A 20,129-nucleotide genomic window follows, 5' to 3' on the forward strand; every position below is an offset into this window, starting at 1 on the left:
GACGTGGAGCGGCGAGGAGGCCACATGGATACGAGTGAAAATCGCGATTTGGGCGCGTGGGAATTCATCGGTCGCCGGGGCGGGGAGGTCGTGACGCTGATTCGCGGCTCGGTGATCGCTGCCGTGCCGGAGGCCAGGCAGGCGGCCGAGCGTGCCGGGGAGGAAGTCCGTTTCGACTTCTTGGACGACGACGCCGTGCTCGCACTTCTGCGCAGCCGTCACGAAGACGAAGAGGACATGTTCAGAGCAGGGTTCGCGCACGGCGTTCCCCTGGCGTTCGTGGGCCTGGGCGCCGTCCTGTACTGGGGTGGAGTGGCCCAGTATTGGGAGACGGCTGCCCACCGCACCATTTATCTGGCGGTAGCAACGGCCGTCGTGGGCATCCAGTTCTTCTTCTTCCTGCGGAGCGCCATGGCCCACTGGGGCGATCCGGTGCGTCAGAACCTGCGGGCAAGAGCGCGCAAGTATCGGGAGGTCGCCCACATCGCGCGACGAGGGGGCGCCGGGATACCGGCACACTACCCGCATTACGGGCCCTATCCCTTCGCGGCGAGATTCCACCCGGAAGCAGACACTGCCGTACGGTCGGAGAGCGAAGGTAGAGATGAGCACTGACGCCGTTGAAGAGACCCGGCGCAGCCTGACGGGAGCCGGCGGCGTGGAAGTGCGCTGGATCATGCCCGAAGGCTTCCTGGAATTGCCGTTCGAGGCAGACGACCTGGACGAACTCGCCGAACGAATAGTGGAGCTGGCGAGGCGGGCGCTCCCCGGCGCAGACGAGGAAGTGCATCGCCAATGGGCTGCCATGTGCGCCGCGAACTACGACGACTTCATCGAGGCGGGGGTGCAGTATGCGGGCTTCGTCACGACGGAGGTCGACGGAGTCCGCTGTACGGCCGCCGTGAACGTCAGCATCATGGACCTGGATGACAGGGCCGGCAGCAATCCCGCTGGTTTCATAGCGTCCACGCTACGGCACTTGGAACTCGGGCAGATCGAGGAAGTGGCCCTGCCGTGTGGGCCGGCCGTCCTCTGTGTCGGTAATCGATCTGCCGACGTGGACGGCAGCCTGACGCAATCGGGCCGTCCCGAACCGATCTGGACGTCGTTCATACAGGTCCACATTCCACTGGTCAACGGGACCGTTCTGGTGCTGGAGATGGGAACACCGACGGTGGAGGGGTGGGACGTCTTCTCCGCCATGTTCGCGGGTGTCACCAAGAGCGTCCGCCTTTTCGACGACCAGGGCGCACCCTTGGTGATGTCGACGTGAAGGGAACGCCGGAAACGGACGCCGGTCCCTCGGAAGGCATCCCGAGGGACTACAAACTGCTGGTCCCCCGCGAGTGGTTTCGAATCGACCTCACGCGAGACCGGTGGCGTGCCCAGCTCAAGACCTTCGTGGATCGGCAGGCCCAGGGCAGGCAGGTCTCCGCGGAGCTCACCCGGAACGTGTGGACCACCTTGCGCAACACCGCAGAGGCCGGCCGGGCGCGGGGCGCGATGGAGTTCTTCCTACTGACGACTTCGGATAACGGGGGCATGCCCGCCTCCCTCCTGGTGTCGTCGATACCGCTCAGCGGCACGCCGGCCGATCCGGAGAAGTATGCCGCGTGGCTGGAACTGCGTCATGGAGAGGGCCGGGACCGAAGGACGGTCTCGGTGGTCGAACTCGCCACAGGGCCTGCCGTGCGAGTGGTCGGCAGCACGACGCTCGACTTTCACGTCGTGATGCCCGGCGGCATCGGCTATCTGACGCTTTGCTTCTCGGCCCCCCTGACGGGGATGTCCGCACCTATGGAGCAGTTGTGCGACGCGGTCGCGGGCTCGCTGCGGTGGGTCAAGTGACCGCGCTTCCCGTTCGACCTGCCACGCGCGGAAAGGATCTGCGCGAGTGAACGTCCGGCACCTCGCGCGACTTTCCGCAGCGCTAAGCGAGTGAGGGATTGGGAGGCCAGTCGACCCCGGAGTCACGGAGCACGCGACTGTATTTCACGTACCGACGCCGTGCGATGAAGAGCCCCGTCAGCCACAGTGCGGCGAAGAACAGCCAGACGGTGCCACAAACGAGAAGGGACTGGGCGCTGAAACCGGTCTGGGACAGGGGAATCAGCATGGCCACCAGCAGGACCAGGAGGGCGGTCAGCCCTCGCTGCCGGTGGGTGCGGCTGTAGTCGACCATGATGCGGGCGTGCAGGAGATCGACGTCGTGCTGCACCTCGGGCAATGGCCGCAAGCGGCTGCCCCCGGGGCGCATGCCGGGCAGCGGCCCGCCCTCCGGCGCGGCGGGGTGGTGCTGCGTGCTCCATGCCGCCCGCTCCGATGCGTCCGGCAGCCGACGAAAGGCGAAGTACGGATTCGGGCTCCCCTTGGGCGACAGCGTGGACAGTCCCTCGTACCGGTATCCGTACTGCTCGGCGACGTAGGCGAAGGCCGCGAACTTCCGCCACGACCGCTGCAAGTTGCGGGCGTCGTGTCGTTCGGCGCCCGCTGCGCCGTCCCGCAGCAGTGCTCTGAGCTGGGGCTGCAGGAACATCGGACCAACCTCCTGGGGCCGGGTCGTAGCACGACACCGGGACGCCGTTAGCGTGTGATCGGCGAGATGGCGCAACCACTCGCCCCACGGATAGCTTCCTATCACTGGTCCAGGCAAGCTCCCCGAGGCGGGAGGCGTTCGACACACAGGGGGACCGAAGTGGGTTCGTCCAAGTACCCCAATCTGGGATTCGACCCGGCTCCGGGAGATCTGGAGACGGTGCGGTTGATGGTGGGCGCGATCGGCCGGGTCAGCCGCGAGAGCGGCACGGCGCACACGCAGCTCAGCAAGATCGGCACCTCCGACGGCATCTGGGCGGGCAAGGCGGCCGACGCGTTCGCGAAGTCCGTCGACAAGATCCCGCCCTACCTTGAGAAGGCCCTCGACTCGGTCGGTTCCGCCCATCGGGCGCTGTCCGACTGGGAGACCAGCCTGGACGGATTCCAGACGCGGGCCCGCGCTTTGGAGGAGGAGGCGGCAGCCGCGGCTCGGAAGGTGAGCACGGCCAAAAGCAGCCTGGACGGCCTGCTCGACGACACGTCCCGGATGACAGGTAAAGAGAAAGAAGAGTACGAGAAGGACAAGAAGGGCAAGCAGACGGCCTACGACTCGGCGAACAGCGAGTTGGAGGCCGTGCGAGGGCGGGCGCACGCCCTGCACGCGGAGTACGTCACCGAGGCGGACACGACGGCCCGTGCGGTCAATCAGGCCGCGGACGACGCCCCGCCCGAGCCCGGCTGGTTCGACGACCTAGTGGACGGCTTCACCGAATTCCTGTCCGACGCCTGGAACGTCCTCAGCGACCCCAACTTTTGGAAGCTCGTCGGCGACATCCTCGCCGACATCGCCATGGTCATCGGCGTGGTGTGTCTCGTCGCCCTGATGCTGGGTACAGGCGTGGGGGCGCTCGGGCTGATCGGGTTCATCGTCGGAGTCGGCGCGCTGGCTGCTCACGGCGCCGCGATGGCCGGTGGTGCGGAGGGCGTCACGTGGCAGACCCTGGCCTGGGACGCGCTCGGCGTGGTCGCGGGCGGTGCCTCCCTCGGCGGTGCGAAGCTGGCCCAGGCTGGACGGGCGCTGGTGCAGTCCGGACGCTCCCTGCGCGCCTCGCAGGGGCTCATGGCGACGCTCGGCAGGGTCGGCTCCGGCGGCTGGGGCAACATCGCGAAAATACCCAGTGGTATGGCGAACTCGATGCGTGGGTTCGCCACTGCGGGCAAGGGCTGGGTGCACGTCGCCACGGGCAAGACTCTCGACGTCGTCGGTACGGTGACCGGTGCGGGCTTCGCGTTCGGCTCCAACACCAACGAAGGCCGGTGGCTGGACGGCGACTGGAACATCTCCGACATACCCGTCGTGGGCCCCGGCGCTGGCTTCGGCGACTACGAGGCGCCGGACAACGAGCCGAAGACAATGGCGCCCGGTCCCCTGGGCCCCCGGTTCGACAGCACCACCACACTCACTTCGGCCGGCGAAAGCTTCACGAAGGGCCTGCAACCAGGCAACTTCGGGACCGCTGCATGACCCGCACGCCGATCGAATCCGCCGCTGCCCGTCAGGTCCCATACGCATTTCAGTACACGGTGCCCGACGAATTCGTGCGGTTGCCCGATCCCGCGGCCGTCGAGGGCTGGGATGCAGCGCTGAAGCGACTCGTCCCGGACGCCGACGAGGAGCAGCTGGCCTCGGCCACGCAACAGATGAGGGCCGCGCTCCCCGGACTCGCCGCGGGCGGGGAAGAAACGGTCGACCTGACAGCGATGTGTCTCGGCACCGAGGATGTCGCGGGCGAGGAGCGACTCTCGATGGGGTTGCTCGCCGTCACCGTGAAGCCGAGCGGGCACTATGACCGCCTGCTGACGGCCGAGGGCGTCTACCGCGCGAAGCACCACAGGTTCTTCGCCGACGAGAGCCAGTTGCAGGAGCTGGACTTCGACCTCGGCAAGGGAGCACAGGGGCGACAGGACATGCTCCTGGCGGTCAAACTGCCCTCCGGACCGGGCGTGATGTCTGCGTCCCTGCGCCTGCTCACCCTACCCGCGAGCTTAGTCGCCGCGAGCGGGGCCGCGGAAGCCGTCGGTGTCGACGAGGCCGTACGCCCAACCCTGCCGGTGGCTTCACTGCAGCTGATCGTCCCCGCGCCACGTGACTACTGTGTCTACGTGACGATCTCCACGCCGTCGGTGTTCCTGCTCGATTCGTACTGCGGGCGGCTCGCCCAGATCGGCCGGACGTTCACCTTCGACGTGGAGGCAGGCAACCGATGACGCCGGTTGCCCCAAGGTGTAACAAGCTAACGGTTTCTTGCTACTTATTGCCCTCGTTTTCCTTCTTCTTCAGCTCGTCGTAGAGCTTCTGGTCGAGCTTGGTGAACTCTTCCGAGGACTTCTTGGCGAACTTGGAGACGCCCTTGGTCAGCTTGGACAGCTGGCCGAAGCCGTAGTCCCAGGAGTCCGCGAAGTCGTCGCACGCGGACTCGAGGCTGCCGTGTCCGATCTGCTTGGAATCGGCGTGCTTCATCTCCTTGGACGCGGACTTCATCTGGCCGCCGCTGGCCTCCAGCGTGCCGGCCATTTCGAGGACCTCATCACTCGCGAATCGCAGAAAGGACAACTGCCTCTCCCCTTCCCTCCCGACGGCTCGGGCCCGAGCGTACCGGCTCATCGATTGACCGCTTGGATCTCCTGGACCGTGACCGCCTGGGCGTTCTCGAAGGTGCCGTCGGGCAGGTCGCCGCCCGCGCCGCCGGAGCCGGTCCAGGCGATCTCCCAGGTGATGGTGGCCTGGAGGTCGAAGGTGCCGTCTCCCGACGAGCGGAGGTACTTGATGCCGCAGGGCGGCGTCCGGTCGGCCTTGCCCTTGGCGTAGGGCTCGCCGATGGAACCGTCGTCGTTGATCGTGCACTCGCCGGACGCCGGGTACGTCTCGGCGTCCGGGGTGCCCGGCTCCAGCTTGAGCGACACCGGCTTGGCGGTGGTCGTGGCCGTGAGGGCGAAGCCGGGGGCGTCGATAGCCGCCGTGGCCTGGACCTCGTGGAAGTCGGCCTTGTCGAGCCACGCCCAGGTCGGCAGGTTCACCTTCGTGGTCCCGGCGGGGGCGAGGGTGACCTCGGTGCCGGGCAGCTCCATGTGCTGGTACGCGAGGGCGGCGAGTATCTCCGGGGTGATGGCCTCCTCGTACTGGGGCGGCGGGGCCTCGCCGTTGTCGACCCAGAAGGGGAGGTCGGTGCAGGAGTTGCGCTTCAGGTAGTCCGGCTCGTTGGGATTCTCGACGCCGGCCCAGAACATTCCCTCGCCGTCCTTGGCGACGTTGTAGTCCTTGTAACCGGGGGTGTCCGTCCAGCCGTACTCGTCCTCGTAGTGCGCCTTCGTCTGGCCGATCGCCGCAGCCGGAGTCCCCGTCATGCCGGGCGCGCTCGCGGCCTCCTCGATGTCGGCGGACATCTTCTTCTTGAAGTCCTTGGCACCGAGGTAGGGGGCGTACCAGCAGGGTGGGGGAGTCCAGTTGACGTCGGAGGACGTCACGTTTCCGGTGGCGCCGTTCGGGGCGACGGATCCGGAGTACTCGATGCGCACGGCTGCGTGGATGCCGGTATTGTCGCCGCCCCCTTCCTGCTCGGCGCTGCCGCCCTTGCCGGTGTCCACTGGTTCCGCGGCGGCGTTCGGGGCAGCGAGGAAGATCATGCCGGTCGTGGCGGCCAGGGCAGCGGCGCTGCTGCCGAAGAAGCTCCACCGTGGCCTGCTCACTGGCACTTCTTGGCCTCCGTTTCCACGAATACCTTGGACGCCTGCCACAGGCCCTCACTGGTGGGGTACTTGGTCATGATGATCTTGTAGTAGTTGAAGTCCTTGAGGCTGGGCTCGGACTTCAGTACCTTTCCTGTTTTGACCTCCTTTCCGTAGAACTTCCCGGTGTCCGCGCAGAATGCGACCTCAACGGATTTGCCGTTCGGGGCGGACCGTGTGGTGGCGTCGTAGTGACGGCGAGTTCCGGTGCCGGTCCAGCCACCCTTGATCCACTCGTTGATCTGCGTCTCGGCGTAGTGGACTCCGTCGCCGGTGGCGTAGGCGGCCAACGAGGCATCCTCGGTCGTGCGCTTGTCGACGCCCCTGTAGATGGCGCGCAGGTAGTTCGCGGCGTCGACCATCGCGGCCGCTTCGTTCTTGTCCTTCGGCTTGTCCCAGTCGAAGACGAGGTTCATGTCCTTCGGGAGGGACAGGTCCACGCCGTCCGGCTTGTCCTGTGCCGGTGCAGCCGAGGGTTCCGAAGAGTGTTCCGGTGTCTCCGACCCCTGGTCGGCCCCCGCGATCTTGTCGTTGTCGCTGGACTTGTCGTCCCCGCCCCCGCAGGCCGTCAGCAGCAGAGCGGCTGAGGCGGCGAGCGCGGCAGCAACGGGCAAAGAGCGGCGCTTCACAGTGGACTCCCCGTGAGACAGAAGTGCGGTCAAGGCTACTGACGGTATCCGCGTGCTTCCCGGTTTCGCCAGAGTGAACTGCGTCAGGAACCGCTACGGTGCCCTGGACACACGAAGGGCTGGGGAGGGGCGAAGAGGCACGTGGTTGACGTCATAACCGGGACCGGGGCCAGGACCAGCACCAGATCCGACGTGGTGCGGTGGCTGGCGTTCAGCCTGCTCTGCGCCGGGGGCTCGCTGGGACTGTCCTGGCTGGCTCCCGTGGTGCCGCTGCCGTCCTTGGTGCGTGGAGTGGGCGGCCTGTTCGCCATTTTGATCCTTCCCCTGGCCTCGCTCCTGGTCCCGGTGCTCCTGCTGCGCCGCGTGCCGCGCAAGAAGCGGAAGGTGGCGTGGCAGTTGATCGTGCCGGTGATCGCCGGAGTGGCCCTGGGGATCTTCGGCGCGGAGGCCGGGGGCGCGACCGCACTGGAGGACCGGGGTGTGGCGGTGGACGCGGTGGTCGTCAGTGCTGACTACAGCAGTACCAATCACTGCGAACTGCGCACCGTCGACGGACGGGACATCTCGCCCTCGCTTCCGGAGAGCGACGGCTGCCGCGACTCGACGTCGAGGGGTGACGAGCTGCGTGTGCGGTACGACCCCGAAGGCGTCGCGAGTCCCGACGACGGGCGCACCGGCTCCAACGGAGGGCTCCTGGCGGCGCTCTTCGGCGCGGCCGTCGTGATGGGCACGTGGGGTGGCGTGCGCCAGAGCAGGTGGGATCGGGCGTATGGCGATGCCTGAGCGGCCCGTGGACGAAGCGGCGGATCGCGACCGGCGGTTCCGGGGGCGGGACGGCGTGGGACTCGTGCTGTTCGTCGTGGTCGGAGCGGCGGTGCTCGTCGGCGTATTCGGAGGCTCGCGGTGGGCCGCACGCGAGAGCGCGCCCGTGCTGTACGACCTGCCCGGAGGATCCTGGGCTGTCGGGGGCATCCTCGGGCTGGTCACGCTGCTCGGGTGGGGCGGTGCCGTCTCGGGGTGGTTGGAGAGGCCTGCCGCGAACGACTCGGGGCAGGCGTCCCGGGTGCTGCGCGGAGTTGCCTGCGGCGCGTGCTACGCGGCTGCCGTCGCGCCGGTCTTCTTCCTCGTCAGCGGGCTGCGGGGCAAGAACTGCCGGTCGTACGAGACGGGGTGTGCGTACGTCCCCGGCACCGGCCCCGCGCTTCTCGTGTACGTCGGTTGCGTGGCCGTCGTGGGATGGCTCGCCCACCACCGGCGCCGCGCCGTGCTCGAAGAGCGCAGTGCGCGCGAGCGTGAACGCCTGCGGAAGCTGCGAAAGAAGGGCAAGGGGAAGAGCCGCACCGCCCGCCGCTAGCGGTGGGCACGCCCTGCTGGCCCACCCTCACGCGAAGGCGCCCTTCGGCACCTCCACCGTCCGGAGACTCACCCACCGTCCCAGCCACTCCCACCGCGCCGCGCACACGAACAGCAGGAACGGCGCCGGTATCCCCACCACCGCGACCGCCCACCCCGGCAGCACCCAGCCCAGCTGGGACACGCACAGGCAGCAGACGAGGAGGGCGGCGCCCGTGCGGGCGAAGGCGAGGGCCGTGGCGGTCGCCGCACGGCGTGCGGCTCGCGACGGCTGCAATCGCGCCGCGGCGGAGTAGCCCAGGGCCGCACCCGCGTGAAGTCCCCACAGGATGCCGCCCGGCAGGGCGAGGGCGGGAGCGCCCGCGGCCGGGAAGCGGAAGCCGAGTCCGCAGGCCAGGCCCACGACGGCACCGGCCAGCACGCTCGTGAGGACGACGACGCCCGTCACATGACCCCGTATCTGCTCGCACAGGGTCTCCTCGGGCCGCACCGTACGGAAGACCGCCCCCGAGACCACCGCGTACACCGGCGTGCCGATCACCAGCCCGATGGCCGCTCCGAAGGCGCCACCGCTCTTGCCGGGACCGTCGGTCGCGGGGAACAGCCCCTCCGTCTGCCAGGCCACCGGGACCAGGAGCAGGACGAGGAGCCAATAGCCGGCCAGCAGGGCCCAGCCCGCGCCGATCCGCGCCCCGCGCCCGCGCGCCACCGGTGTCTGCAGCAGTCCGGCCACGGGCAGCACGATCAGGGCCCAGGCGAAGAGGAAAGCCTCGCTGGTCCGGTCCCGCTCCTCGGCCTTCGCCCTGGCCCACTCGATCAGCTCCGGCCGGGACACCGCCACCAGCACCGCCAGGGCGAGGGCGAGCACGCCCGCGGTGACGCCCGCCGTCACCCGCAACCGGATGTCGCTCACGAACTCGACCCGGCCGCCAGCTTCCCGTTCTGCGCCTTCACCACCGTCGGTGAAAGCCTCACGTCGCTGGGCCTGCCGTTGGCGATGGCCATGCCGTCGACCGAGAAGTAGACGGCGAGGACGTCGCCGCTGCGGACGACCTCGCCGTGCAGGACGTGCTGGACACCGCGGACGGTCATCGTGGACATGAAGCCGAGCGACTCGTCACCGGCCGGGGTGACCTTCTCCGCCGTGACGGAGTCGTACGGGCTCTCGTTGCCGTTCGCCTTCGCGGTGAAGCCGTCGCCGCACGCGTCCACGGCCTTGCGCGCGTCGGCCAAGGAAGACCGCGCCTTGCCCGGGGCGTAGGACGCCAGGGTGACATAGGTGAAGGTGACGCCCTTCGTCAGCTTCGTCGGCGCGTCCGTCGGTCCCGAGGCCAGCCGGGTCAGGTCGGCTTCGGGGGCGCCGAGGGGCAGTTGGTTCATGGCGTACGCGAGGGGTGCGCAGACGGGCTTGTCGACCGTCACCTCGTCCGTCGACTTGGCGAAGGCGTACTCGTCGTCCGGTTCCTCCACGTTGAAGCCGTCGGTGTCGGCCTTCGTGACGATCGTCGCGGCAAGGTGCTCCGCAGGGGAGGGGGCCTTCGGCGAGGGCGACGACGTGCTTGCCTTCGGTTTGTCGGCCGCCGGGTCCGAGTCCGAGCCGCCGCACGCGGTGAGCGTGGTGACGGACAGCAGGGACAGGGCGGCGAGGGCTGCCGATGTGGGGCGGTTCACGGGAACTCCGTTGCTCCGTAGGTGGGGGGGCCGGTCAGTGGTGGTCGTCGAGCAGTGCGCGCAGCTGCGGGGAGAGCTCCGGTACGCGTGCGCCCGCTGCCTGCGCGGCCTCCAGTTCCTTGACGTACTTCAGGCCCTCCTCGCGCAACTCCTCCTTCTCCCGGCCCTGGCGACGGCCCGCCAGCCAGACCCAGATGGCCAGGGGGACGAGGAGGAGGGCCGCGTATCCGGCCGCGGTGCCCACGGTGGCGGCCCAGGTCGCGCCACCCGCGCCGACGAGGATCAGGAGGCAGCCCATCTCGTCGTGCCATCCGCCCGCGTCCGCCGTCTGCTCGTAGTACGAGACGGCCCAGGGCTTCGGCGGCACAGGTACCGGTACGGAGGCCGAAGCCGTGGCCGTGGGTGCCGTCGCCGTCTCCGCGGGGGCTTCCGGCGCCGGTGCCACCGGCGGGTACGTCGGGATCGGTGCCGCGCCCTTCCCGCCCCCGCTCGTCGTCCGGCCCTCCAGCCACGGGGGTATGTGTGCCAGCGGGATGCCGTGGGCGCGGGCGATGCCGAGGACCTCGCGGTAGCCGGCGACGGGGCCGTGGCGCAGGGTGCGCTTCCATTGGGTTCGCGCGTGCACGAGCAGGGCCACGCCGATGACGGTCAGGGAGGCCGCGGCACCCAGTACGGCGAACAGGTGGGCGTCGAGCGCCGGGGCCAGCGGGATTCCGAACGGCAGGAACATGCCCGCCATCAGCGTCAGCAGCCCCAGCCAGGCCGCCGGTCGGCGTTGCTCCGCCGCCAGGGCCTTGCGGCGCTCCGCCAGCAGCGCGGTCACGGCGTCGTCGTCGGTGTAGTCGATGCCGTACCGGAGGCCGATGGCCCCCGCGGCCTCCCGTACCCGGGCGTCGGACCGCAACACGGTCCCGCTCACCGGAAGTAGAAGTAGGTCCATCCCGTTGCCCCCAAGCGCTCCGTGGCCGCCCCGTCACTGATCCGAGCGAAGATCATGGCACGGGCCGCCGGGCACCTCGTGAGTGATTGGTGCAGGACCCATGGGCGCTCCGTGACGAACAGCACGCGGACGGTGTCCGGGACTGGTCGTGCTGGATTCGCGCGAGCACAGTGGGAGGGGCCGCTTGGCGGGCCGTGCTCAACGGGGTTGCATCGGCGCGAAGTTGCAGATGAGTAACGGTGGGCGGGGCGGGTGGGCCGGTGGTGGGCATGCCTTGAGGGGCTTATGTGCGGCTGATACGGTGCGATGGCTTGACACTCGCCTTACTGCTGGTTATTTGCCCAGGTCGGGTGGGTGCGTCAGGGGATGACCCGGGACGCCAACGGTCGGGCGGACACGGGCGAAGTGTCCGAAATTGCAGATGATTCTGCGTACTTGGACGATCGGCGTCCGAGTGGGTTCGTGGCAGACAATTTCTTGGTTGTACGGGGAGCGGTTGCGTGAAGATCCAGGAGCGTACGGGGGCGGGCGCGGGACGTTCCGCGGCTCCGGCTCAGCCGTCGGTCGGTGACCGGCTTCCCAGCCCCCCTCGCGAGCGCAAACCGGCGCTGGCCGCGCTGGCGGTGCTGCTGATCCTGGTGGGCGCGCTGGGCGCGACGATGCTGGTGCTGCGGGCCGGGGACCGGGTGGAGGCCATCCAGCTGACGGCCGACATCAAGGCCGGTGAGTCCATCACCGACGGCAACATCAAGTCCGTCATGGTGAACGACGACTCCGGCGCCAACTTCGTGGCCTGGTCACAGCGCGAGGGCCTGAAGAAGCTCCAGGCCAAGTCCACCCTCTACAAGGGCACGGTGGTCGTCGGCGAGATGTTCGCCGACAAGTCCGGCATGGAGGAGGGCAAGGCCACGGTCGGCGTCTCCCTCAAGGAGGGCCAGTACCCGAAGGGCCTGGACTCGGGCGACAACGTCGCCGTCTACCGCGTCGGCAACAAGTCCGGCGGCGGCAGCGGCGACCAGGACGGCGCCTCCGGCTCGGCCGGTGCCGACAACTCGCTGCTGGTCGAGCGCGCGGTGGTGGAGTCCGCCGGCACGAGTTCGAGCGACAGCATCGCCAGCACCAACCTGCCCGTCACGCTGACCGTCGACGTCGACGACGTCCCGGCGCTGACACAGGCCGCGTCCGCCGGCGAGGTCGCCGTCGTCCTGATCCCCGGCAACTAGAAGGCGACCGAAGAAGCCATGGCCCTCATCGCCCTCGCCGCCGACAAGGGTTCCCCCGGCGTCACCACCGCGGCCGTCGCCCTCGCGGCGGTCTGGCCGCGCCGTGTCCTGCTCGCCGAGACCGACCCGGCGGGCGGCGACCTGGTGTACCGGTCGGCCGCCGCGCACGGCGGTCCGCTGAACCCGAACACCGGCATGCTGTCGATCGCCGCCACCGCGCGCCGCGGCCTCGTGCCCGACCAGCTCTGGGACCACGTACAGCCGCTCAGCGGCGGCCTCGAAGTCCTCGTGGGACTCGGCATCTCCGAGCAGGCCGCCGGGCTCGCCGGGCTGTGGCCCACCCTCGGCCGGGCCTTCGCGTCCCTCGCCGACTCCCCGAACGCGCCCGCCGACGTCATCGCCGACTGCGGCCGCGTCAGCGGGGACTCCCCGGCCACGGAACTCTTCCCGCACGCCGCCCTGGTGCTGCTGATCTCCCGCACCGAGCCGGAGGCCATCGCCCGGGTACGGGACCGCGCCACCGCCCTGTCCAACAAGCTGCACGGCGGAGCGCGCGGTACCGCGAGCCTCGGCATGCCGCTGATCGGCGTCGTCCTCGTCGCCGACACCAACAGCGCCGCCAAGCTCTCCGGCCAGGTCAACGACATGCTGGTGCACGCCCAGACCGGCGCCCGCGTGGTCGGCACGATCGCCGACGACCCCGCCGGGGCCGAGCAGTTGGCCGGGCGCAGGCGCGGGCGGCTGGAGAAGTCGCTGCTCATCCGCTCGGCCCGCAAGGTCACCTCGGACCTGTACCAGCAGTTCGGCGCCGCCTGGTCGATGCCCACCGGTCCGACCGGTCACGTCGGTCCCGGTCCCGGTGCCGCGGGCCATGCCGGTCCGACCGGCATGTCCGGCCACGCGGGGGCCGGCCGATGACCGCTGTCGACCACTCTCTGGTCAAGCGGTTCCGGCAGGAGGCCGGCGACCGCATCTCCGAGCAGCGCCGCCAGGACCAGGTCGCGGGCGTCACGCCGATGTCCACCGAGGACGAACGGCACTACGCGCGCGCCGTCATCGCGCAGATACTCGAGGAGTACGCCCGCGCCGAGATCAACGCCGGGCGTACGCCGCTGGACGCGGAGACGGAGGAGGCGTACGCGGCGGCCGTGCACGCCGCGCTCTTCGGTGTCGGGCGGCTGCAGCCACTGCTCGACGACCCCGAGGTCGAGAACATCGACATCAACGGCTGCGACCACGTCTTCGTCGGTTACTCCGACGGGCGTGAGGAGCGCGGCGAGCCGGTCGCCGAGACCGACGAGGAACTCATCGAGCTGATCCAGATCCTCGGTGCCTACTCGGGCCTGTCCTCCCGCCCCTTCGACTCCGCCAACCCGCAGCTGGACCTCAGGCTGCCCGACGGTTCGCGACTGTCGGCGGTCATGGACGTCGCCCGCCGCCCGGCGCTCTCCATCCGCCGCGCCCGCCTGGGCAAGGTCTTCATCTCCGACCTGGTCGGCAACGGCACCCTCACCCCCGAGCTGGGCCACTTCCTGGCCTGCGCGGTCCGGGCCCGCAAGAACATCATGATCGCGGGCGCCACCAACGCCGGAAAGACGACGCTGCTGCGCGCCCTCGCCAACGAGATCCCGCCGCACGAGCGGCTGATCACGGTGGAACGCGCGCTGGAGCTGGGCCTCGACACCTTCCCCGAACTCCACCCCAACGTCGTGGCGTTCGAGGAGCGGCTGCCCAACTCCGAGGGCCAGGGGGCCATCAGCATGGCGGAACTGGTCCGCCGTTCGCTGCGTATGAACCCCTCCCGCGTCATCGTCGGCGAGGTGCTCGGCGACGAGATCGTCACCATGCTGAACGCGATGTCGCAGGGCAACGACGGCTCGCTCTCCACGATCCACGCCAACAGCTCGCACGAGGTCTTCAACCGCATCTCCACGTACGCCCTCCAGGCGACCGAGCGGCTGCCGATCGAGGCCAGCCAGATGCTGGTGGCGGGCGCCGTCAACTTCGTCGTCTTCGTCCAGCGGCGCAACGACTTCCAGAGCGGCGGCCGCCTCCAGCGCACGGTCACCTCGGTCCGCGAGGTCAACGGCGTCGACGGCCGGGTGCTGTCCAGCGAGGTGTTCGCCGAGGCGCCCGACGGCCAGGTCGTACCGCACGCCCCCATCGCCTGCCTGGAGGATCTCATCGCCTACGGCTACCGGCCCAACGGAACGTGGGGGTGACGGGGAAGATGCGGCCGACCACACTCGCGGCACTGGACTCGCTCGGCTCCATGGGCGGTCTGTTCTCGACCACGATCCTGTACGCGCTCGGCTGCGGCGTCGCCGTCGGCGGCGGCCTCGCCCTCTTCCTGCTCGCGGTGCGCGGACTGCCCGCCAAGCCCGAGCACGAGAAGCGGCAGGCCAGCGAGCGGGTCAACGAGCTGATCCGCTGGGCGGGCCGGCGCGGCTCCGCCGCGGCCCTCGTCGGCCTCGCCGTCCTGCTCCTGACCCGGTGGGCGGTGCTCGGCATCGCGGCCGGTGTCCTCGTCTTCTTCTGGGACCGCCTCTTCGGCGGTGCCTCCGAGGAACGCGCCGCCATGAAGCGCGTCGAGGCCCTCGCCTCCTGGACGGAGTCGCTGCGCGACACGATCGCGGGTGCGGTCGGCCTGGAGCAGGCCATCCCGGCCTCCGCCCGGGCCGCCGCGCCCGTACTCCGCCCCCACCTGGACGCCCTGGTCGACCGGCTGCGCTCGCGCACCCCGCTGCCCGACGCGCTCCAGCACCTCGCCGACGAGATTGACGACGCGTCCGCCGACATCATCGTCGCGGCGCTGATCCTCAACGCGCGGCTGCGCGGCCCGGGTCTGCGGCAGGTCCTCGGCGCGCTCGCCAAGTCGGCGCGCGAGGAGGTCGACATGCGTCAGCGCGTGATGGCGCAGCGCGCCTCGACCCGCCGGTCCGTGCAGATCGTGGTGGCGGTGTCGGTCCTCTTCGTCCTCGGCCTGTCCATCTTCAACCGGGACTTCGTCGAGCCGTACGGCTCACCCGTCGGCCAGCTCGTCCTGGCCTGCGTGTGCGGGCTGTTCGCGCTGGGCTTCTGGTGGCTGCGCAAGCTGTCGACCATCGAGACGCCGGAACGCTTCCTGGTCCGCGACGGCTCCGACGTCCAGTTCGTACGCCCCCGCACACCGGGCCAGCCGGGCCACTCCGGCCAGCCGGGCCAGCCCGTGCAGCGCCTGCCGCAACCGGCCCAGCCGTCGCCGGCGTCTGGGGACGAGGGGGTACGACGATGAACCTGACCATGCCGGTCCTGGTCGGCGCCGTCATCGGCCTGGGCATCTACGCCCTGGTCCGCGCGCTGATGCCGAGCAGGCGCAGCCCGATCCAGCAGGTCGCCCGCATCGACGCCATGCGGGCGCGCGGAGCGGCGTACGAGTCGTCCCGCGCGGCGCAGGACACCAGCCGCCTCGGCTCGCTGCGGGCCCAGGTCGGCGCCCGGGTCGCCGAGCTGTACCTCCAGCAGGGCTGGGAGCAGCGCTCGCTCCGTGCGGACCTGGCGGTGCTCGACCGCAGCTGGGAGAAGTTCCTGGCGACGAAGGCGCTGCTGGCGGCGGGCGGGCTGTTCTTCGGTCCGTTCCTGTTCGCGATCGTCTGGCAGCTGGGCTTCGGCAGCAGCCCGATCATCCCGGTCTGGCTGGCCCTGCTCTGCGCCGCGCTCTTCTTCTTCCTCCCCGACCTCGAGGTCCGCAGGGACGCCGCCGAGAAGCGCCGTGACCTGCGGCGCGTGATCGGCGCCTACCTGGACCTGGTCTCCATGAGCCTGGCCGGCGGCCGCGGTCTGCCGGAGGCGCTGATGGCGGCGGCCGAGGTGTCGGACGGCTGGGCCACCCACCGCATCCGCAACGCGCTGGCCGACGCGCGTATCACCGGCATCAGCCAGTGGCAGGCGCTGGGCCAGCTCGGCGAGGACCTGGGCGTCGAGGAACTCAAGGACCTATCCGCCTCCCTCGCCCTGGTGGCGGACGACGGTGCCAAGGTCCGCGAGTCCCTCGCCTCCCGCGCCGAGACCATGCGCCACCGCGAACTCTCCGAGATCGAGGGCAGCGCGGGCGAGAAGTCCCAGTCGATGCTCGTGGCCCAGCTCCTGCTGTGCGCCGGGTTCCTGGTGTTCCTGATCTATCCGGCGGCGATGAGGGTGTTCCAGGTGTGACGCAGCTTTCATGACGCAGCTTTCCCCGTACCCGCCCCGGACCCCGGTCCAGCCCCGATCCAGCAGCTCCGAGCCGCTTCGCTCCCAGAACTGACACGAGAGGACAGAACCCACCATGAACGGACGGAACTTCCGCACCGGCACCACGGGCATCGTGCCCGTCGACTTCCTGATCACCTTCCTGCGGGCCCGCGTGGACCGCGCCCGCTCCGGTGAACTGGACCGCGGCGCCTCCGCGGTCGAGTGGGTCATCATCTCCGCGGTCGTCGTCGCGATCGTCGGCGTCGTGGCCGCCATCATCAACGCCGCGCTCAGCGACGGCGCCAACAAGGTCGGCGACTGCATCAAGGGCGCGGACGCGGGCAAGACCTGCTGACCGGCCGGCGCCAGGTTCTGACGGGGACGACGTGACGGGACAGACGGGGACGGGGACGCCGGGCGCCGTGCGCGGCGTGCTCAGGGGCGCGCTCGGGAGCGCGTTCGGGGGCGTGCGCAGACGGGTGCGCCGCAGGGTGGAGGTGGCGCGGGAGGCCGCGACCACCCGCGGCGACGACTCCGGCATGACCGCGATCGAGTTCGTGCTGCTCACACCGGTCCTGTTCTTCATGATCTTCGCGACGGTGCAGTTCGGTCTGTACTTCTTCGCCGACCACGTGGCGCAGGCCGCGGCCCAGGCGGGCGCGCGCAAGGCCCGCGCGACGGCCGACGCCCAGCCCGGCGCGTGGCGGGGCGAGGCCCAGGACGTGGTCGACAGCTACATCCGCCAACTCGGCCCGCAACTGGTCCTGTCCCCCGACGTGAAGATGCTCCAGCCGGAGCAGAACACGGTCGGAGTGGAGATCACGGCCCGCATCCCCACGGTCTTCCCGGGCCTGGACCTGACGGTGCACGCGGAGTCGATGGGCCCGGTCGAGCGCTTCGTGCAGGAGGGGGGCAACTAGATGAACCCCTTCCGGCCCATGGACGGCCGCCCGCGTCGCGACGACGCCGACCGGGGCCTGTCCACCATCGAGGTGGTCATCCTGGCCCCGGTGATGATCCTCTTCATCCTCGTCCTGGTGGCCTTCGGCCAACTGGTCGACGGCCGCGGCGCCCTCGACGGCGCCGCCAGGGACGCGGCCCGCGCGGGCTCGATCCAGAAGGACCACGGTACGGCGATCGCGGAGGCGAAGAGGGCCGCCGAGGCCAACCTCGCGAGCGTCTGCTCCGGCCCGGTCTCGGTCGTCCAGAAGAGCCCCGGCTTCGAACCGGACACCCTCTTCACGGTCGAGGTGAGCTGCGAGGTACGCGGCCTGGCCTCGATCGGCCTGAACATCCCCACCACCCTGTCGGCGACCTTCAGCTCCCCGCTGGACCCGTACCGGAGGACGGCGTGAGATCCCAGGTACGCGACTGGCTCGCGGACCGGCGCACCCGGCTGGACGACCGCGGCTCGGGCGCCGGCGCGGTCATCATCTTCGCGCTGGTCTTCCTCTCCCTGTCGGCCTTCGTCATCGACGGCGGCATGTCCATCTCCAAGCGCGAACGCGCCGCGGACATCGCGGAGCAGGCCGCCCGCTACGCCGCCCAGGACATCGACCGCGAGGCCCTCTACGACGACGTCGGCGGCCCCGCCCCCATCAACTACGAGAACTGCAACGCCCGCGTCAAGGCCTTCGCCGCCGAGATGGACATGACCGGCACGGACATCGCCGCGACCCACTGCGTCACGGCCGACGCGGCCCAGGTCCAGGTCGAGGTCCAGCTCACCTACTCCCCGGTCTTCACCGGCATGTTCTACGGCGGCGACGTGGTGGTCCACGGCGAGGCGGTGGCGGAGAACGAGGTGGGCTGAGCGGACGCCCCCGACAGGCGTCGGGCCACTTGCGTCCCTGCGGTTGCTCAGCCGAAGTACTTGCGGATCTCCCGCCGAGGGCTCCCCGGCTTGCGCCAGTGCGCGGCCAGGTGTGAGGCCAGCAGAACGAAATCCTCGTCAGCGTTCACCGAATGGAACGTCCCGTCTTCGAGATCCAGCCAGCGCACTCCGACGGGGCGACCCTCCTCGTCGGCCGGACGGACTGAACCCGCCTCTCGGTCCAACAGGAAATGCAGCACGACTTCGTCGTCGACCTCTCCTCGGAACAGAAACGCGGAGGAGGAGACACTCCGCACGAAGGTCAGCCGCAGAGAGAACACCATCGCCAGGACCGGCCTCCGACGGCGCTACTTCTCCCCACCGCCACCCTTGCTTCCCTTCCGCTTGTCCTCCGTCTTCACGGCGTCGTTGACCTTCTTGGTGAGATCGTCGTCGAGCTTCTTGAACTCGCGGACCACGGCGTCCGACATGCTGGCGAGGGCGTCGAGCTGCTGGGTGATGTCCTCGCGGCCGTCCTCCCAGTTGGACTCGAAATCGCCGAGCGCGTCGTTGACGCTGCCGTCGCCGATGTCGTCCTTGTAGGACTCGAAGAGCTTCTTCGTGTGGTTCAGCCGCGTCTTGAGCGACCGCAGCTGGCGACCGTAGTCCTCCAACTCGGTCAACGGGATCGCGAGATCGCTCTTGCCCATGGCCCGAAGTCCCTTCTGCGGGTCAGACGAAACGGAACGTGCCGGTCACTGCGTCGAAGATGTCGTGGAACGCCCTGGTGCCAGGGACGGGGGAGTCATGTGTGCGTCAGCACCATACGAAGGATACGAGCACGTGCGATGCCCTCGCTTGGCACGCCCGGTCAGACCGTGGCCGTTTTGAAGCTCTGGATCAGGGCGGTGAATGAGCGGGACGGAACGGTAAGTGTGCCTTGGGACGGGTCCTTTGAGTCGCGTATGGCTATGCGGTCGGGGAGGACGGCAATCTCGACGCAGGTGTCGCCTTCTCCGCCACCCGAGAAGGAGGACTTGCGCCAGTTCTGCGGCTCGGTCATGGTTCTCCTCACAGTTCTCTGACCATGTGGTGGATGACGTTCCGCGACGCCTGAGGGTCCAGCGATGCTTCTTCCACCCTGCTGAGCAGCGTTCGGAGCCGCATCAGCTGGGGTTCCGCGTCAAGGAACACGACGCCCGTCGGAGCGTCCCGAAGTCCCGTGTCCAACTGGGAAACCGTGCCTCCCAGGTACAGCATCGAAGCGCCGGCCCCGGCGAAGCCGTCCTGGTCGGTCGGGATGATGCGCACTCCGACGCGTCCCTCCTCGACCGCGTCCAGGATCTGTTGGAGCTGTGCACGGGCGACCCGGCGGTCGGCCACGCGGATGCGCAGCGCCATCTCGTGAACGATCGTCGTGTACGGCGTGGGCTCGTCGCCTTCGATGACAGCCCGTCGTCCCAGCCGGTGTTCCACCCGAAGGTCCAATTCCCGATCGGAGAGTTCGGGGTTCATGTACTGGAACACCGCTCGGGCGTAGTCCGAGGTCTGAAGTAGCCCAGGGACGTAGGTGGTGACGATTTCCCGAAGGTAGGTGGCGTGGTGCTCAGCCTCGGCGACATCCAGGTGCACCGGGGAGAGGCGCTCGCGGTACTCGTCCCACCAGCCACGTCTCCGATCGCCCGCCATGGCGACAAGCGCGTCGATCAAGGCGTCGTCTGTGCAGGAGTAGTGCGCTGCAAGAGTGCGGATGCGTTCCGCGCTGACCGCGGCGATACCGGCCTCGATGTGACTCATCTGCCCTGACGTCGTGTTGAGGAGCGCCGCCGCGTCGCGGGCTTTCAAGCCTGCGGACTCGCGCAGTTTGCGCAGCTCCGCTCCCAGGCGCGCTTGCCGCGCGGTGGGGTGGCTCCTCGGCGCCATGCGCGTCCTCCTGTTCCTCTCAAGACCTTGAGGTAATGCCTCGT

The 20,129-nt window shown here is 69.5% G+C and carries 27 protein-coding genes; 16 read left to right on the forward strand and 11 right to left on the reverse strand.

The window, feature by feature from the left end; genetic code table 11:
* Positions 1 to 24: 24 nt before the first annotated feature.
* From ACGH52_RS22150 to ACGH52_RS22160, 3 genes are read left to right on the forward strand one after another with little or no spacing between them, the layout of a single operon-like run.
* On the forward strand, positions 25 to 615 hold the full coding sequence (locus ACGH52_RS22150; protein WP_399941749.1) for a hypothetical protein: 591 nt from the start codon (positions 25 to 27) through the stop codon (positions 613 to 615).
* Positions 605 to 1,273, forward strand: coding sequence for a hypothetical protein (locus ACGH52_RS22155; protein WP_121702227.1), 669 nt, complete (start codon positions 605 to 607; stop codon positions 1,271 to 1,273). The genes ACGH52_RS22150 and ACGH52_RS22155 overlap by 11 nt, the downstream gene beginning before the upstream one ends.
* Positions 1,270 to 1,848 (forward strand): hypothetical protein, encoded by a 579-nt coding sequence (locus ACGH52_RS22160; RefSeq protein WP_238696768.1) that lies wholly within the window; start codon positions 1,270 to 1,272, stop codon positions 1,846 to 1,848. Before ACGH52_RS22155 ends, ACGH52_RS22160 begins: the two co-directional genes overlap by 4 nt.
* Before the next feature lie 82 nt (positions 1,849 to 1,930).
* On the opposite strand, the gene ACGH52_RS22165 is transcribed toward ACGH52_RS22160, so the two are convergent.
* Entirely contained in the window at positions 1,931 to 2,536 is a 606-nt protein-coding gene (locus tag ACGH52_RS22165; RefSeq protein WP_121702226.1) for a hypothetical protein, read from the reverse strand.
* Positions 2,537 to 2,695: 159 nt separating this feature from the next.
* On the opposite strand from ACGH52_RS22165, the gene ACGH52_RS22170 reads away from it, so the two are divergent.
* Both ACGH52_RS22170 and ACGH52_RS22175 read left to right on the forward strand, forming a co-directional pair.
* Complete coding sequence (locus ACGH52_RS22170; RefSeq protein ID WP_210974199.1) at positions 2,696 to 4,060, forward strand: putative T7SS-secreted protein; 1,365 nt, start codon at positions 2,696 to 2,698, stop codon at positions 4,058 to 4,060.
* The gene (locus tag ACGH52_RS22175; protein WP_121702224.1) at positions 4,057 to 4,803 is read left to right on the forward strand and encodes a hypothetical protein; all 747 of its coding nucleotides are present in this window, start codon (positions 4,057 to 4,059) and stop codon (positions 4,801 to 4,803) included. Before ACGH52_RS22170 ends, ACGH52_RS22175 begins: the two co-directional genes overlap by 4 nt.
* A gap of 40 nt (positions 4,804 to 4,843) precedes the next feature.
* On the opposite strand, the gene ACGH52_RS22180 is transcribed toward ACGH52_RS22175, so the two are convergent.
* Genes ACGH52_RS22180 through ACGH52_RS22190 form a run of 3 tightly spaced genes read right to left on the reverse strand, consistent with a single transcriptional unit; the run spans position 4,844 to position 6,950 of the window.
* Positions 4,844 to 5,149, reverse strand: coding sequence for a hypothetical protein (locus ACGH52_RS22180; RefSeq protein WP_121702223.1), 306 nt, complete (start codon positions 5,147 to 5,149; stop codon positions 4,844 to 4,846).
* Positions 5,150 to 5,196: 47 nt separating this feature from the next.
* Complete coding sequence (locus ACGH52_RS22185; protein ID WP_399946843.1) at positions 5,197 to 6,219, reverse strand: hypothetical protein; 1,023 nt, start codon at positions 6,217 to 6,219, stop codon at positions 5,197 to 5,199.
* Between the two features lie 59 nt (positions 6,220 to 6,278).
* Positions 6,279 to 6,950, reverse strand: a complete 672-nt coding sequence (locus ACGH52_RS22190; RefSeq protein ID WP_399946846.1) for a hypothetical protein — start codon at positions 6,948 to 6,950, stop codon at positions 6,279 to 6,281.
* A gap of 141 nt (positions 6,951 to 7,091) precedes the next feature.
* Between ACGH52_RS22190 and ACGH52_RS22195 the strand changes: the two genes are divergently transcribed.
* Both ACGH52_RS22195 and ACGH52_RS22200 read left to right on the forward strand, forming a co-directional pair.
* A complete protein-coding gene (locus ACGH52_RS22195; RefSeq protein ID WP_399941754.1) occupies positions 7,092 to 7,733 on the forward strand; it encodes a hypothetical protein in 642 nt (213 codons plus the stop codon).
* A complete protein-coding gene (locus ACGH52_RS22200; protein WP_399941757.1) occupies positions 7,720 to 8,304 on the forward strand; it encodes a hypothetical protein in 585 nt (194 codons plus the stop codon). The genes ACGH52_RS22195 and ACGH52_RS22200 overlap by 14 nt, the downstream gene beginning before the upstream one ends.
* Positions 8,305 to 8,331: 27 nt before the next feature.
* Here ACGH52_RS22200 and ACGH52_RS22205 read toward each other — a convergent pair whose 3' ends face one another.
* The 3 genes from ACGH52_RS22205 to ACGH52_RS22215 are packed head-to-tail and all read right to left on the reverse strand — an operon-like array spanning position 8,332 to position 10,881.
* The gene (locus ACGH52_RS22205) at positions 8,332 to 9,216 is read right to left on the reverse strand and encodes a hypothetical protein (RefSeq protein WP_399941760.1); all 885 of its coding nucleotides are present in this window, start codon (positions 9,214 to 9,216) and stop codon (positions 8,332 to 8,334) included.
* Positions 9,213 to 9,974 carry a hypothetical protein gene (locus ACGH52_RS22210; RefSeq protein WP_399941763.1) on the reverse strand — a complete coding sequence of 254 codons (762 nt, stop codon included), beginning with the start codon at positions 9,972 to 9,974 and terminating at the stop codon, positions 9,213 to 9,215. Before ACGH52_RS22210 ends, ACGH52_RS22205 begins: the two co-directional genes overlap by 4 nt.
* 34 nt (positions 9,975 to 10,008) lie before the next feature.
* A complete protein-coding gene (locus ACGH52_RS22215) occupies positions 10,009 to 10,881 on the reverse strand; it encodes a hypothetical protein (RefSeq protein WP_399941766.1) in 873 nt (290 codons plus the stop codon).
* Between the two features lie 533 nt (positions 10,882 to 11,414).
* On the opposite strand from ACGH52_RS22215, the gene ACGH52_RS22220 reads away from it, so the two are divergent.
* The 9 genes from ACGH52_RS22220 to ACGH52_RS22260 all read left to right on the forward strand — a co-directional run bounded on the left by ACGH52_RS22220 (position 11,415) and on the right by ACGH52_RS22260 (position 18,162).
* A complete protein-coding gene (locus ACGH52_RS22220; RefSeq protein WP_210974195.1) occupies positions 11,415 to 12,137 on the forward strand; it encodes a hypothetical protein in 723 nt (240 codons plus the stop codon).
* Positions 12,138 to 12,155: 18 nt separating this feature from the next.
* Positions 12,156 to 13,055, forward strand: coding sequence for a hypothetical protein (locus ACGH52_RS22225; protein WP_399941769.1), 900 nt, complete (start codon positions 12,156 to 12,158; stop codon positions 13,053 to 13,055).
* A complete protein-coding gene (locus ACGH52_RS22230; RefSeq protein WP_059299913.1) occupies positions 13,052 to 14,359 on the forward strand; it encodes a CpaF family protein in 1,308 nt (435 codons plus the stop codon). The genes ACGH52_RS22225 and ACGH52_RS22230 overlap by 4 nt, the downstream gene beginning before the upstream one ends.
* Before the next feature lie 50 nt (positions 14,360 to 14,409).
* Positions 14,410 to 15,411 carry a type II secretion system F family protein gene (locus tag ACGH52_RS22235; RefSeq protein ID WP_059300073.1) on the forward strand — a complete coding sequence of 334 codons (1,002 nt, stop codon included), beginning with the start codon at positions 14,410 to 14,412 and terminating at the stop codon, positions 15,409 to 15,411.
* Entirely contained in the window at positions 15,408 to 16,328 is a 921-nt protein-coding gene (locus ACGH52_RS22240) for a type II secretion system F family protein (protein WP_059299914.1), read from the forward strand. The genes ACGH52_RS22235 and ACGH52_RS22240 overlap by 4 nt, the downstream gene beginning before the upstream one ends.
* Before the next feature lie 115 nt (positions 16,329 to 16,443).
* Complete coding sequence (locus tag ACGH52_RS22245) at positions 16,444 to 16,704, forward strand: hypothetical protein (protein WP_031035077.1); 261 nt, start codon at positions 16,444 to 16,446, stop codon at positions 16,702 to 16,704.
* A 76-nt stretch (positions 16,705 to 16,780) separates the two neighbouring features.
* On the forward strand, positions 16,781 to 17,269 hold the full coding sequence (locus ACGH52_RS22250) for a TadE family protein (protein WP_374103161.1): 489 nt from the start codon (positions 16,781 to 16,783) through the stop codon (positions 17,267 to 17,269).
* Positions 17,270 to 17,704, forward strand: coding sequence for a TadE/TadG family type IV pilus assembly protein (locus ACGH52_RS22255; RefSeq protein WP_076975747.1), 435 nt, complete (start codon positions 17,270 to 17,272; stop codon positions 17,702 to 17,704).
* Positions 17,701 to 18,162, forward strand: a complete 462-nt coding sequence (locus ACGH52_RS22260; protein ID WP_076975748.1) for a TadE/TadG family type IV pilus assembly protein — start codon at positions 17,701 to 17,703, stop codon at positions 18,160 to 18,162. The genes ACGH52_RS22255 and ACGH52_RS22260 overlap by 4 nt, the downstream gene beginning before the upstream one ends.
* Before the next feature lie 47 nt (positions 18,163 to 18,209).
* Here ACGH52_RS22260 and ACGH52_RS22265 read toward each other — a convergent pair whose 3' ends face one another.
* The 4 genes from ACGH52_RS22265 to ACGH52_RS22280 all read right to left on the reverse strand — a co-directional run bounded on the left by ACGH52_RS22265 (position 18,210) and on the right by ACGH52_RS22280 (position 20,085).
* Positions 18,210 to 18,506 (reverse strand): hypothetical protein, encoded by a 297-nt coding sequence (locus ACGH52_RS22265; RefSeq protein WP_059299918.1) that lies wholly within the window; start codon positions 18,504 to 18,506, stop codon positions 18,210 to 18,212.
* A gap of 24 nt (positions 18,507 to 18,530) precedes the next feature.
* A complete protein-coding gene (locus tag ACGH52_RS22270) occupies positions 18,531 to 18,872 on the reverse strand; it encodes a hypothetical protein (protein ID WP_121702171.1) in 342 nt (113 codons plus the stop codon).
* A 161-nt stretch (positions 18,873 to 19,033) separates the two neighbouring features.
* Positions 19,034 to 19,225: a DUF397 domain-containing protein gene (locus ACGH52_RS22275; protein ID WP_059299920.1), complete on the reverse strand. Its 192-nt coding sequence runs from the start codon at positions 19,223 to 19,225 to the stop codon at positions 19,034 to 19,036.
* A gap of 8 nt (positions 19,226 to 19,233) precedes the next feature.
* Complete coding sequence (locus ACGH52_RS22280; RefSeq protein WP_399941777.1) at positions 19,234 to 20,085, reverse strand: helix-turn-helix domain-containing protein; 852 nt, start codon at positions 20,083 to 20,085, stop codon at positions 19,234 to 19,236.
* Positions 20,086 to 20,129: the final 44 nt, after the last annotated feature.

Origin of the sequence: Streptomyces sp. BBFR25, from assembly GCF_044590125.1 — a bacterium.
GTDB lineage: Bacteria > Actinomycetota > Actinomycetes > Streptomycetales > Streptomycetaceae > Streptomyces > Streptomyces canus_D.